At 64.1% G+C, this 11,796-nt stretch carries 10 protein-coding genes and 1 pseudogene; 3 read left to right on the top strand and 8 right to left on the bottom strand.

Annotated elements, in window-relative coordinates; all coding sequences use genetic code 11:
- Nucleotide 1: 1 nt before the first annotated feature.
- The 3 genes from F0Q45_RS10435 to F0Q45_RS10425 form a co-directional block, all read right to left on the bottom strand.
- Nucleotides 2–1,318 carry an ABC transporter substrate-binding protein gene (locus F0Q45_RS10435; protein WP_149653882.1) on the bottom strand — a complete coding sequence of 439 codons (1,317 nt, stop codon included), beginning with the start codon at nucleotides 1,316–1,318 and terminating at the stop codon, nucleotides 2–4.
- A gap of 124 nt (nucleotides 1,319–1,442) precedes the next feature.
- The gene (locus F0Q45_RS10430) at nucleotides 1,443–2,702 is read right to left on the bottom strand and encodes a ferritin-like domain-containing protein (RefSeq protein WP_223163893.1); all 1,260 of its coding nucleotides are present in this window, start codon (nucleotides 2,700–2,702) and stop codon (nucleotides 1,443–1,445) included.
- Nucleotides 2,703–2,719: 17 nt separating this feature from the next.
- Nucleotides 2,720–3,721 (bottom strand): ferredoxin--NADP reductase, encoded by a 1,002-nt coding sequence (locus tag F0Q45_RS10425; RefSeq protein WP_223163892.1) that lies wholly within the window; start codon nucleotides 3,719–3,721, stop codon nucleotides 2,720–2,722.
- A gap of 342 nt (nucleotides 3,722–4,063) precedes the next feature.
- On the opposite strand from F0Q45_RS10425, the gene F0Q45_RS10420 reads away from it, so the two are divergent.
- Nucleotides 4,064–4,693: a TetR/AcrR family transcriptional regulator gene (locus F0Q45_RS10420; protein WP_149653880.1), complete on the top strand. Its 630-nt coding sequence runs from the start codon at nucleotides 4,064–4,066 to the stop codon at nucleotides 4,691–4,693.
- 124 nt (nucleotides 4,694–4,817) lie between these two features.
- Here the strand turns inward: F0Q45_RS10420 and F0Q45_RS10415 are convergent, their stop codons facing one another.
- Complete coding sequence (locus F0Q45_RS10415) at nucleotides 4,818–5,615, bottom strand: ketosteroid isomerase family protein (protein WP_149653879.1); 798 nt, start codon at nucleotides 5,613–5,615, stop codon at nucleotides 4,818–4,820.
- Complete coding sequence (gene pncA / locus F0Q45_RS10410; protein WP_149653878.1) at nucleotides 5,612–6,175, bottom strand: pyrazinamidase PncA; 564 nt, start codon at nucleotides 6,173–6,175, stop codon at nucleotides 5,612–5,614. Before pncA ends, F0Q45_RS10415 begins: the two co-directional genes overlap by 4 nt.
- A gap of 76 nt (nucleotides 6,176–6,251) precedes the next feature.
- On the opposite strand from pncA, the pseudogene F0Q45_RS10405 reads away from it, so the two are divergent.
- Nucleotides 6,252–7,001: pseudogene (locus F0Q45_RS10405) on the top strand (DoxX family protein); the annotation flags it as partial.
- 13 nt (nucleotides 7,002–7,014) lie between these two features.
- Here F0Q45_RS10405 and F0Q45_RS10400 read toward each other — a convergent pair.
- Genes F0Q45_RS10400 through F0Q45_RS10390 form a run of 3 tightly spaced genes read right to left on the bottom strand, consistent with a single transcriptional unit; the run spans nucleotide 7,015 to nucleotide 11,017 of the window.
- The gene (locus tag F0Q45_RS10400; RefSeq protein ID WP_262490942.1) at nucleotides 7,015–7,509 is read right to left on the bottom strand and encodes a gluconokinase; all 495 of its coding nucleotides are present in this window, start codon (nucleotides 7,507–7,509) and stop codon (nucleotides 7,015–7,017) included.
- 17 nt (nucleotides 7,510–7,526) lie between these two features.
- A complete protein-coding gene (locus F0Q45_RS10395; protein ID WP_149653876.1) occupies nucleotides 7,527–9,506 on the bottom strand; it encodes a DUF7064 domain-containing protein in 1,980 nt (659 codons plus the stop codon).
- A 5-nt stretch (nucleotides 9,507–9,511) separates the two neighbouring features.
- Nucleotides 9,512–11,017: a carboxylesterase/lipase family protein gene (locus F0Q45_RS10390; RefSeq protein ID WP_149653875.1), complete on the bottom strand. Its 1,506-nt coding sequence runs from the start codon at nucleotides 11,015–11,017 to the stop codon at nucleotides 9,512–9,514.
- Nucleotides 11,018–11,095: 78 nt separating this feature from the next.
- Between F0Q45_RS10390 and F0Q45_RS10385 the strand changes: the two genes are divergently transcribed.
- Complete coding sequence (locus F0Q45_RS10385; RefSeq protein ID WP_149653874.1) at nucleotides 11,096–11,746, top strand: hypothetical protein; 651 nt, start codon at nucleotides 11,096–11,098, stop codon at nucleotides 11,744–11,746.
- The last annotated feature ends 50 nt before the right edge of the window (nucleotides 11,747–11,796 follow it).

Here is an 11,796-nt window from a genome sequence, read left to right as displayed (position 1 = left end):
GTCACGGAGTACGCAGCACCTCGTCGACGGCGTGCGATAGACGGGCCAGCGATGTCGCCGGCCGAGACCCCCTGAGCACCGGCCCGAAGCCGCGTTCCATGAGGGCGTAGACCTTGGGCCACGCCGGGGTGATCGGCAGGCCCTGGGAGTGGCTCGGCCCTTGAGTGAGCACGGCGAGATTATCAACCCTACTGTGCGCTTTGGCGAACCCGGCGGAGTTGATGGCAGACCACAGAACCGGCACGAAGAGGTTGGTTTCGCCGATCAATGCCTGACCGACCGGTCCGGTTGCAAATTTGACAAACTCCCACGCCTGCTCCTGGCGGTGACTGCTCGCGGCAATGGCCAGACCGGTAGCGCCGATATTGGAGCAGGGAGCACGCCCGTTGGGACCCAGCGGCAGCGCGGTGACATTGAAATCCAAGCCGTTGGCCCGGTCGAAAGTCTGGTACCGCCAGTGCCCGCCCAGCGCCATCGCCGCGTTACCCCGAGCAAACAGATCGGGCGTGGCCGTCGACTGCAGCTCGGATGCGGTGGGCGCCACTTGGTGTCTGCTGGCCAGGTCGGCGTAGAACTGGACGGCATCGACGAAGGCGTCCTGGTCAAAATTGAGGTGAGTCGGGTTCATTCTGGGCGAGGACCACGGCACGCCATTGTTCATGGCGAACAGCCCGGCGGAGATGCTGGGGACGAAGGTGTCGACAAACCCCCATTGCGTGACGCGTCCGGCTGCATCACGCTTGGTGAGCGCGCGAGCGGCGTCGAGAAATTCGGCGAAACTCCACGGCTGTTCCCAGCTGGTCGGGGGCGGCCGCACGCCCGTCTCGGCGAAAAGCCGCTTGTTGTAATACAAATAATTCCCTGACCATTGCTCCGGCAGGGCGTATTGGCCTCCGTCGTAGGTGAAGGTGTCATACAGCGCATCGATGCTGTTGGGCGGCAGCTCGGCTGCAAAACTTCGATCCCGCGCCAGCATGGTGTTGAGGTCCAAGAACACTCCCCGATCAGCCAACCCCGGGTAACTCAACTCCCACGCCATAAGCACATCCGGGCACTTGCCGCCGGCGCAAAACGTCGACACCTGTTGCAGGGGGCCAGGTCCGGACAGCAACGGCCGCACCTTGATATCGGGGTGGCGGCGCTGGAACTCCTCGATGATGCGCATTCGGGCGACCGCTTCGTCAGGATTGGCCGCGAAGAAGAAGGTCACCACGTCCTCGTCGGCACCGCAGCCCGTGGCCCACGGTGCCAGTGCCGCCGCGGTGAGTGCGCCAGCGCCCCGCAATAGGCTGCGCCGTGCCAACGGCCTAGTTACCATTTGATGCTCCCGTTTCGGCCTCGGCGCCAACGCTGACTGTACGCGAGGCCGTCAGAAAAGCTTCGAGGCAAACCCCGTCGGCGGCGGACCGCGCCGAGCAAGTGAAAACGCGACCGTCGGCGCCTTAGGCCGAGGTTCCCGCCGCCAACTCCTGCGATTCCTGGGGCATCTCGTCGCTATCCGGGCCAGAGCCCGCGCCGTCGGTCAGATCGTCCGCGGTGAGCTGGGTCGCGTTCTTGCCGCCCAGATATTGGGTGAGCCCGGACTTTTCGTAGTGGGTCTTGATCCGGTCGCTCATCAGCCCGATGTATTCGAGGTTGGGAATGAGCCGCTCGAACATGATGCTGCGGAACTTGACCATGCTGGGTGAGTCCAGCATCTGTTCGTCCCAGACCTTGAGCGGCACCTTGTGGGAGAACCACTCCTCGTACACCTCGTGCATCAGAAACCGGTTACGCATCAGCAGCGCCACCTCGTATACCCAGTCTTCGCGCTCGCGACGTTCCTTCTCCGAGATGTTGTGGGTGATGTGGTCGTGCAAGGCCAGCACGCCGTAATGCACGTGGCGGGCTTCGTCCTGGATCACCATCTTGAGCAACTGTTTGAGCAGCGGCTCGCGCGTCTGCTGGTAAATGGTGGTGAAGGCGCCGAGTGCTAGGCCTTCGATCATTATTTGCATCCCGAGAAATTTGAAATCCCAACGGCTATCGGTCATCAGCTCGTCGATGAGGACAAAAAGATTGTCGTTGATGGTGTAGATCTTCTCGAGCTTGGTGTCGAGGTAGCGCAGAAACACCTCAAGGTGACGACCCTCGTCCATCACCTGCGTTGCACCGTAGAGCTTCGCGTCGGTCCAGTGCACGCACTCGGTCACCTGAGCGGAGGCGAACAGGGCACCTTGCTCACCGTGCATGAACTGGCTGAGCAGCCACGCCGCGATGTCCCAGGTCAGCTTGCGCTCCTCCAGCGCCGTCAGTCTGACGCCCAATCCTTCGATCTCGTTGAACGGCACGAAGCTGCGCGGCAGGATTTGCGCGTTGGGGTCATCCGGGGTGACGTCGAGCTCCCACGGCAAGTCGCTGTCACCGTCCCACTGCTTGGACACCGCCCGACGGTACAGCTCGTACATCTCGGTGAAGTCGCTTTGGTAGTTGAGCCGGAAGTGCGCACTGTGGTGGGCAGGCATGTCCACGTGATCGCCACGCTTGCCTTTGCCTAGTACCAGTCCCCGTACCGCCGACGGTGCCATGGCGGCCGCAACTTTTGGGTTCTGCACCGACAGCATCAATCCGACACTGTCGAGGGTCTTGTGAATCTTGTTCTGCGCTTTGATCGGCAGGCCGCGCACCATCGATTCCACCGACGTTTTCACTGCCGAAGCCATCTATAACCTCCTGGGATTTAAGCGTCGAGGACGACGTTTTCTTGGGCGTATGCCGAGCAGCTAAGGATGTAGCCACCGGATCGTTCTTGCTCAGTCAGGCAGTTGGGTTCGTCGACTGCGACGGCGCCACTGATCACTTTGAGTTTGCACGAAGCGCAACCGCCAACGGTGCAACTGAAGTCGAGCCGCAACCCGCTGCGCAGACCCGCCTCCAGAATCGTCTCGCCCGGCTGCTGCGTGATCGTGCGACCCGAGGCACAGAACTCCACGTCGTGCGGTTCAGTCGGCAGCGTGCCAGTGTGCTGGGGCGCCGCGTAGAACCGTTCCCGATGGATACGACCGGCGGCGACGCCGGCGAGCGTCAACGCTGCCGCAGTGTCGTCCATCAATTCCGTTGGGCCACAGAGAAACACCTGAGCATCCGGGCCGGCCGTCAGTAACCCGGCGGCACGCTCTCCGGTGAGCCGCCCGGCCTCGCCCGGCCATGCCGGCTCCGGCTGCGAGAGCACATGGACCACCCGCAACTGCGGATAGGCATCGACCAACGCCGACAACCGCCGCGCGAAGATGATCTCACTTTGCCGGCGTGCGGCGTACACCAACGAGATCTCGCGTTCGGGCGACTGTAGCAGCGCCGTTTCGACCATGCTGATCACCGGAGTGATGCCGCTGCCGGCCGCTAAGAACAACAGCGGTGCAGAGTCATCGTCCGGAAGCAAGAAATCGCCCGATGGCCCGAGCACCGTGTACTCGTACCCGGCAACAACGTGGTGATGTACGAAGTTCGACGCAACGCCACTGTCGATCGCCTTAACGGTGCACGCCAGCCGATGACCCTCGGCGGCGCAAATCGAATACGCCCGCTTGACGGTGGCACCATCGATGTCGAAGCAGTGGGTCAAGTATTGCCCGGCTCGGAATTCGACCGGTTGCCTGTCGAGGGTCTCCAACACCAAGGTCACCGCGTTATCGGTCTCCCGGATCACTTCGACGACCCGGACCTGGCGGCGCACCGACATCATCCGAGACTGACCCCACCGGCGAGATGGGCCGTCGGGGCGGGGCACGGTAACTGGATTGAACTTCTTCCGCCGGACGTGGGCAACCCGCGCAACCAGCGATCGCGGCATGGTCGGAAGACTCGGCATCTGGTCCCCTGGGACAAAGTAGGAACTGGACAGTTCCAACAATATGACACATGTCACGTTTGGTGTAGAGCCAAAAGTCACTATTTCAACGGCGGACGGGTAAATCTCCAGCGTCGCCGCCGACCAAGACACGGGTATGCGTGGTCATCAATCAGCGGGACCGCGACACGGCCAGGACCTGACAGTGGCGCGGTGCTGTGTCACGATGATGTGGTGATCCGCGTCGTGAGACCATTTCGCGGCGTCAGCGCAGAGGAGCGACGCGACCTGCGCCGTCATCAGTTGCTCGAGGCGTGCCTAGAAGTTGCCGGCACCGCCGGGATGGCGGCGACAACGATCGAGGCAGTCAGTCGGCAGGCTGGCCTGTCGAAGCGCTATTTCTATGAGAGCTTCCGCACCCGCGACGAGCTGTTTGTGGCCGTAGCACAGCAATTGATCGCCGAAATCAACGGTCGTGTCCTCGACTCGATGACCGATTCGGCCTCCGAGCTGATTGATCGCGCGCGCACGGGCATCGGCCGGGTTATCACGGTGCTGACCGACGATCCACGCAAAGCGCGGTTGTTCACCGAGCTGATCGGCAGCGAGCTGCTCAAGGACACCGTCGGCGGCGCCGAGCACGAACTTGCCGAGCTGCTAACCCAGCTGCTGCTCGCCGGAACCGACTACGACCAGAGCCAGTACGATCGCCTGCGGCTCGCCACCCTGGTGATCGTGGCGGGCACGGCCAAGGCCGTCACCAGTTGGCTCGACGCAAAGCTCACTGTGTCCCGCAACGACCTCATTGAGGAGGTGGCCCAGATGTCGGTCGCCGCGGCGCACACGGTGCGCAGCGACCTCTGAGCACCAATTGCGTCGAGCGCGCTCTGCTGAGGAGGACACGCCGCGCGATGCCGCCGTGGCCGCGCGTGCGGTGGGTCTGCTTTTGATGGATGGGGCCGGATCGGCGCCAACCCACCGGACGCAGTCAGGCTGGGAAGTAACGGATCCGGTTGATGTGAGGGCCGCGTCCGGCCACGTCGGCCAATATGATGCCGCGCCCGTGATCGCACGCGAGCGACACGGTGACGGTTGAACCAGCGCCATTGATCTTTGCCCAGCTGGCTGCCCGCAGCTGGTCGACGAGTTCGGCCAGGAGCAACACGTCGTCATCGCCCAAAGTTATTGGGGCACCAGGTGACAGTGTGCGCTGTGCGGAGTCTATGTCGGCACGAGCGACTGCGTCGAGAAACGTCGTCACCAGCGTCCGGTGACGAGCGCCCGCGCGTCGAAAACCGGTCATGAAGCCAGCGGCCCCGCGCAGACCCTGGTTGCGCAGTAAGCCTCGGGAGAGGTTCAGTGCTGGTGGGATCGCCGAAGAACCGCTTCGCAGGAATTGCAGCATCATCGCCGGCAGGTCCCAGTACGCGCGCAGCACGGCAATCTTCCAGTCGGCGTTGGTCTTTCGCAGGTCGTATCGGAGGAAAGCGGGAACAAACATCGTCACGCCAGGAGCCATCGCCACTTCGAGTTCGACGTCGCGCAGCACAACCGAGCCAGAGACGATATCGAGATCGCGGTGGAACTTAATGTCGCGAGGAGCGATAAAAGTGTCGTAGAAGCGGCCGATCTGCTCATGCCCCACGTGTGGCTGCGAGCCTACCGGGTCTTCGACCCGACCATCACCGGTGAACAGACCCACCCAGCCCGCGCGGTCGTGCGCCGCGGCAGCCCGCGGCGACCGCTCCACCGCGGCCAGTAGCTCGTCCCGAGTCGGTAACGTCATTGGCGGCTACCGATCACCGCGATACCAGCGGCACGCATGTGCTCCAGTGCCTCGTTAGTTGATTCATCGGATACACCCGTCGTCAGGCTCAGCAACACCCTGGTGGCCAAGCCGGCCCGCGCGGCATCCTCGGCGGTTCTGCATACGCAGTGATCGGTGGCAACGCCGACCACGTCGACTTCGTCGATCCCCCGCTGCCGCAGCCAATTAAGCAGCGTCGTCCCGGTCTCGTCGATACCCTCGAAGCCGCTGTACGCCGCCTGGTAGGCACCTTTTCGGAAGACGGCTTCGATGGGGCCGGTATCAAGGTCCGGACAAAATTCGGCGCCGGCGCTTCCCGCGCGGCAGTGCGGCGGCCACGACGACGAAAAATTGGGCCGATCGGAGAAGTGGTTGCCGGGGTCGATGTGGAAGTCCTTGGTGGCCACGACGTGGCGGTAACCAGCTTCGCCGGCCAGATGGTCGCTGATCGCGCGGGCTAGTCCGCCAGCACCGGGCACCGGCACCGAGCCACCCTCGCAGAAATCGTTCTGCATGTCGACGATAATCAACGCTCGCACGATGTCCACCCTATCGCCGGCCCAGCAAGCGACCCATGGGGTTTGTTTGCGAACGGACGGGGTAATCCCTTCGACCATGTTGATCCGTAGAATTGCACGACCGATGCTGTCCGCGGTGTTCATCGGCCAGGGCGTCGAATCGCTGTTCAATCCGAAGCCGGCGGCCGAAGCCGCCCAGCCCACCGTGAGCGGTTTGCGGACACTGCCGGATCCGGTGGGCAGCCGTATTCCATCAGATGCCGAGACGTTCGCTCAGGTCAACGCGGCAGTACAGATCGGCGGCGGCTTGCTGCTAGCCACCGGCCGACTACCCCGCCTGGCCTCAGCGGCGTTGGCGCTGACGGTGATCCCAGGTAACCTTGGCGCTCACATGTTTTGGAGCGAGCCGGATCCCTCGGTCAAGACCCAGAAGAGGCGCGAGTTTCTGACCGATCTGAGCTTGTTGGGCGGGCTGATCATCGCGGCGGCGGATACTGCGGGTAAACCATCGTTGGCATGGCGGGGTCGACGAGCCGCAACCCGGCTGTCCGAAGCGATGTCGTCATCCTTACCGCGCTCCGACGACACAGTTTTGGATTCTGAATTAGGGGAGAAGATTGTGCATGGGCTGCGGGTAGGAGCTGAGCGCGGCCGCGAACTGGCCAGCACCGCCGCAGAAAAAGGTGCGCCACTTGCCGAGGCAGCGCGCAAGCGCGGCGAAAAGCTGGCCGGCAAGGCCCGGGCGCGCGGCTTGGAGCTCGCGGAGACGGTGCGTCACCAAGGTTCCCAACTCGCCGACACCGCGGCGGCCCGTGGCGGTGAGTTGGCCGACACCGCACGTGAACGGGTCGCGGACCAGGTTAAGAGTCGCTGGCGCTAGCCAGAAAGCGTTCGACGACCGTATCGACGTCCGGGCCGATGTCCACGACGACACCTGACTCGTCGTTGCCCAGTGGCTCCAACGTGTCCAATTGCGAGCGCAGTAGCGCAGCTGGCATGAAATGACCGAATCTGGCGGCCAATCGCCCCACTATCAGTTCCGGCGAGCCGCTGAGATGCAGGAACGTCGCATGGGGACAATGTGTTCGTAGCTGATCACGGTACTTGCGCTTGAGCGCGGAGCAGCTGACCACGCCACCGTCTCGGTGAGCAGTAAGCCACTCCGCGACTCGGTCGAGCCACGGCAAACGATCGTCATCGTCCAGCGGCTCGCCGGCAGCCATTTTGGCGATGTTCGTTGGCGGGTGCAGCATGTCCGCATCCACGAATGGCACTTTCAGCCGCTGGGCAAGAGCAGCCCCTATTGTCGACTTGCCCGAGCCGGAGACACCCATCACCACGACGGGTGGACGCATCGACGGCCGGTCGGTGCTCACGGTTGATTGCGATTCCATTCCATCCAGCCGACGCCGGTGCGGCCAGCTACGGTGCTAACACCGACCCAGGCACGCGGAAACTGGCTGACTCGCCCGTCAAGGGCGGTTAAGCGGACCGGCGCGTGTGCGCGGACATCGACCATCGCCGTGATCTCACCCTGATCGAGGGTCAAGGTGGTATTTAGCGGTAAACCATTGGGGCCGAATGCTTCTTGGAAGCGAACCGACCTTAGCTCGGTGACATCTCCGTCGGGGCTTTGCAGGTAGCCGACGCTGAGAGCCGGTGCACCGGGAATCTGGATGCGCACGGCATGTAGGTGGGTACCGTCGTCGAGATGTAAGGCACTCCACATCCAATCCATGCTCCACCAGTCGCGCACTCCCCACGAGTGATCGCGCTGCCCGGGAACGGAGTCGACGCGGTAGGCCGTTCGGTCGACGGTGATGGCGCCCGAAACGGTGCACGGGATCTCGTAGCGAGGGGTCAGCCGATACTGGTACGGGGTGCCGGCGGTCGCCCAGACCAGATTCATCTCGACGTCGACCGGGCGGCCCGACTCCCCGCGCAACAGTACCGACGGATCCGCGTATGCCTGGCCGCGCGCCCGCACATCGACGCGATAGGTCTGTAGCGGTGCGCTGGCGGAGTGGCTGATCTCTATGCTGTCGGTGCGCAGCACCCACGGGTCGTCGGGCAACGGCACTTCGACGTCTACGACGGCCACCGTCGGCAGGTCGGGTCCGCAGAGCAGGGCATGGACCCATGCAGTCTGCTGGTTGGCTATGCAGCCGACGCGAAGCCAGCCACCCAAGCCTTGCGCCGCATCGACGAAGTCCGCGTACCAACTCTCACTCCACAACGGCTCGCCGGTCGGTGCGTGGGCGAGTTCGTCTGCGTCCGAGGGCCGCAACGGCTCGGGTGCGGCGGCGGCCGGCAGTGTCGCCAGGGCGTCGGTGTCTAGCACGTGATCGCAATGGCGTTGCAGCATTGTCATGAACAACCGGTCGCCCCGCTCGGTGCGCTCCACGAGCATCGACGAGACGATTGCCATCATGACCCCGAAGAAGCTTTGCCGCCGTACGCCTTCGGTGACGTCGGCGAGGCTGATCGGCGCGTCCGGCCCCAGCTTCTGGTGATAGATCCGTAGCAAGTCGTCATAGTGCGTCCGACGGTCCTGAGTCGGCAGAGCGCAGCCCAGGAAGTACGCCAAATCGGTCATCGCCGGACCCCAGGAGACGGTCTGCCAGTCGACGACCGTCAACGCCCGGTCGGCTTCGGCGGTGCCGAAAAGCAGGTTGTCCAACCGGTAGTCGCCGTGCACCAGACCCTGGATTCCGTCTCTCGCGGTTTCCAGGTAGCCATCGAAAGCTGCCACCAGGCTTTCACACACCGTGCGGTGCCGCGGCGTAATCCGGTCGCCATAGCGCTCGACGAAACCTGCGTACAACGAAGCGACTGTCGTCTGGTTCAGTGGCGAGTCACGGTTGAGCCACGGCGCCTCAGCGAGCGCTGTGTCACCGAGCAATGGCCTGTGCAGCCGTGCCAGCTCGCTGACCGCCCGTTCTGCTTGTTCTATTGTGGCCCCAGTGATTTCGTCACCGACGACGGCCGGTCCGGCATCACCGAGCAGCAAGTCGAAGCCGCCGGTCGCGGCGTCGATTGCGGCGTGGTAGCAAGGCGCCACCGGGCCGCCGAGGCGAGGCGCGATGTCGCGGTAGAACCGTACTTCGCGCTCGTAGAGACCCAGCGCGTGACCGGTCTGTCGGCTCACCGGGTCGCTGGCCGCAACCTTCAACACCACCGACTGCGGGGCACCGGATGCTGCGTAGGCCAACTGGACCCGGTAGCACTGGCTCATCTGGCCGGTGCCGATGCGCTCGACGGTGAAACCGGTGACGGTGCCGGCACCAATCGCCGCGGTCAGCCACGATGCGGTGAGATCGCCGGGCCGTTCGATAACGCGCTCGTGGTCCATGGCGCTCACCGCACCAACGAAAAGCCGTGCCAGGCCAGCCGACGGTGCTGGTGCGGATCCAACTCGATGCGACTCTTGCGGTCGATCACCATCACGGCACGCTCGTGCTGGGTATAGGTGGGCCAGTCGTCGCCAGGCACACCGGTGTGGCTGAAGGACCGCCACCGGTGGATGACTTCGTCGCTGACCCGCAGCGCGTGCCCGCGATCGGCGGCAGCGGTCAGCAGCGCGCCGAACCTGGTCCGGTAAATGTCGAACACGGCGAACAATTCGGTCGCGTGCGTGGCCCCGAAACCGGACCAGCGCAGTGTTCGGGGAGCGTAGTCATAGCTGTACAGGTAGGTCGGCGCGTGCGCGCCATGGGCCTCGGCGATCTGCCAGGCTGCGGCGTTGAACGCGAAGTCGCCACCGAGCTGGATGCAGGCCGACGGCTTGGGGTAATTCGGGTAGGCGGCGGTAATGCGTTGACGCAGAGCTGGTTCCGTATCAGCCAGCAGTTCGTCGATCATCGCTTGGTTGGTCGGCAGCATCTTCAGGAAGCGGGTGAACAACCGGCCCTCGTCGGCATTGGTGCCCACGATCAGCGGCACCTTGTGCGACTGACCGGACCGCATCGCCTCAATGGGATCGATGGGCAGGCAGTCGTCGCCGATGGTGGGACCGATCGGAAAGGCGCCCAACCGTTTCTGCATGCCCTGGTCGATCAGCCGATGCTGGGCTTCCACTAGTTGGGCCGGGGTCGCTTGCATTACCGCGTGGGCGGCATCCTGGGGGCGGGCACCGAGCAAATCGGCAAAGCGCGTAGCGAACTCGGCGGCAATCTCACGGGGACGCACCATGCCTGCTGCCGGGCTTTCCGAGATCGCCTGGGCGAAGAGGTCTTTCGCGGCCGGCACCGCCAACAGGGTAGCGATGATATGCGCGCCCGCACTTTCGCCGAAAATAGTGACGTTGCTGGGATCGCCGCCGAACTCGGCGATGTTGTCGCGGATCCACTGCAATGCCAACACCAAATCTCGGAGATAGAGATTGCTGTGGATGGTGATGTCGGGCGTCGACAGGGAAGACAGGTCCAGACATCCCAGCGCGCCCAACCGGTAGTTAACCGACACGTAAACGCAGCCGCGCCGGGCCAGCGCTGCGCCGTCGTATATCGGGGTAGCCGAGCTGCCTAGGATGTATCCGCCGCCGTGGATGAAGACCATGACGGGCAGTGCTTCGGTTCGGGGGGCTTCGGGTGTGACGATGTTGAGGCTGAGGCAATCCTCGCTCATCGGCTGGTACTTGCCCAGTCCGAGCATGGTGTAGCGGCGCTGCTGGGGTGCACAGTGGGTGAACCCGTGGCAGTGCCGCACTCCTGACCAGGGCTGGGCGGGCTGTGGCGCCCGGAATCGCAACGGACCTAGCGGCGGCCTGGCGTAGGGAATTGATCGCCAGCGGTTCACGCCATCGCGAGTGAAACCTTCGACGATGCCGGTGGCCGTGCGGGCGCGGACGGTGCGCTCGTGCATAATCCGACGTTAGCGGACTGGCAGGGCACACGGCGGGCGCAGCGTCCGAAACCTGCCTGTGGCGGCTAGCCTGACGGGATGCGAATCGCCGCGCTGGTGGCAGTGCCGTTGCTGGTCGTGGGATGCTCGGGACACTCGCAAACCAGCGCCCCTTCGTCGGCAAATACTTCCGCGACGAGCAAGCCGCCGGTTGCGTCCACGGCTCCCGTCGCCGGCTCCCCCATCGCGGGCGTCATCGCCTGGATAGAGGGAGCGCATCCGGTCGATCCCGCGCGCTATCACAGTGCTATCCGCGAGGGCGTCACCACCGAACTCGGTGACGACATTGCCTTTACCGCCGAGGCCGCCAAAGCGTCCTGTACGACGGACTTCAAGCACACCGGCAGCGCGCTGACCTGTCTGGTCAGCCTGACCAATCCCCTGCCCGCTCCAGCCACCGCCTACGGTGAATGGAAAGGCGGCTGGGTCGACTTCGACGGGATGAGGCTGCAAGTCGGAGCTACCCGCGGCGACCCTGGGCCGTTCGTCAACGGCAACGGGCTTGAGTTGGCTAATGGGGATTCGTTGTTGTTCGGGGACTATCGCTGCCGAGCCGACCAGGCCGGCCTGTTCTGCGTGAACTACGCCCACCAGTCGGCTGTCCGGTTCAGTGCCGCCGGCGTCGAGCCGTTTGGTTGCTTGCGGTCGGAACCGCCGCCGGACGGCGTCGGGACAGCGTTCAGCTGCTGAAGAGCTTCCAGGCGGTGATGCATCGCGAACGACCGCGTTAAAGCCCGTCG

The sequence above is a fragment of the Mycobacterium simiae genome (assembly GCF_008370645.1).
GTDB classification, from domain to species: Bacteria; Actinomycetota; Actinomycetes; order Mycobacteriales; family Mycobacteriaceae; genus Mycobacterium; species Mycobacterium simiae_A.
This window is presented reverse-complemented; position numbering and strand designations above follow the sequence as displayed.

Excerpts from the sequence above, each read along its gene's own strand:
- F0Q45_RS10435 (WP_149653882.1), bottom strand. The coding sequence starts at position 1,318 with ATGGTAACTAGGCCGTTGGCACGGCGCAGCCTATTGCGGGGCGCTGGC.
- F0Q45_RS10430 (WP_223163893.1), bottom strand. The coding sequence starts at position 2,702 with ATGGCTTCGGCAGTGAAAACGTCGGTGGAATCGATGGTGCGCGGCCTG.
- F0Q45_RS10425 (WP_223163892.1), bottom strand. The coding sequence starts at position 3,721 with ATGTCGGTGCGCCGCCAGGTCCGGGTCGTCGAAGTGATCCGGGAGACC.
- F0Q45_RS10415 (WP_149653879.1), bottom strand. The coding sequence starts at position 5,615 with ATGACGTTACCGACTCGGGACGAGCTACTGGCCGCGGTGGAGCGGTCG.
- F0Q45_RS10400 (WP_262490942.1), bottom strand. The coding sequence starts at position 7,509 with ATGCGTCCACCCGTCGTGGTGATGGGTGTCTCCGGCTCGGGCAAGTCG.
- F0Q45_RS10395 (WP_149653876.1), bottom strand. The coding sequence starts at position 9,506 with ATGGACCACGAGCGCGTTATCGAACGGCCCGGCGATCTCACCGCATCG.
- F0Q45_RS10390 (WP_149653875.1), bottom strand. The coding sequence starts at position 11,017 with ATGCACGAGCGCACCGTCCGCGCCCGCACGGCCACCGGCATCGTCGAA.
- F0Q45_RS10385 (WP_149653874.1), top strand. The coding sequence starts at position 11,096 with ATGCGAATCGCCGCGCTGGTGGCAGTGCCGTTGCTGGTCGTGGGATGC.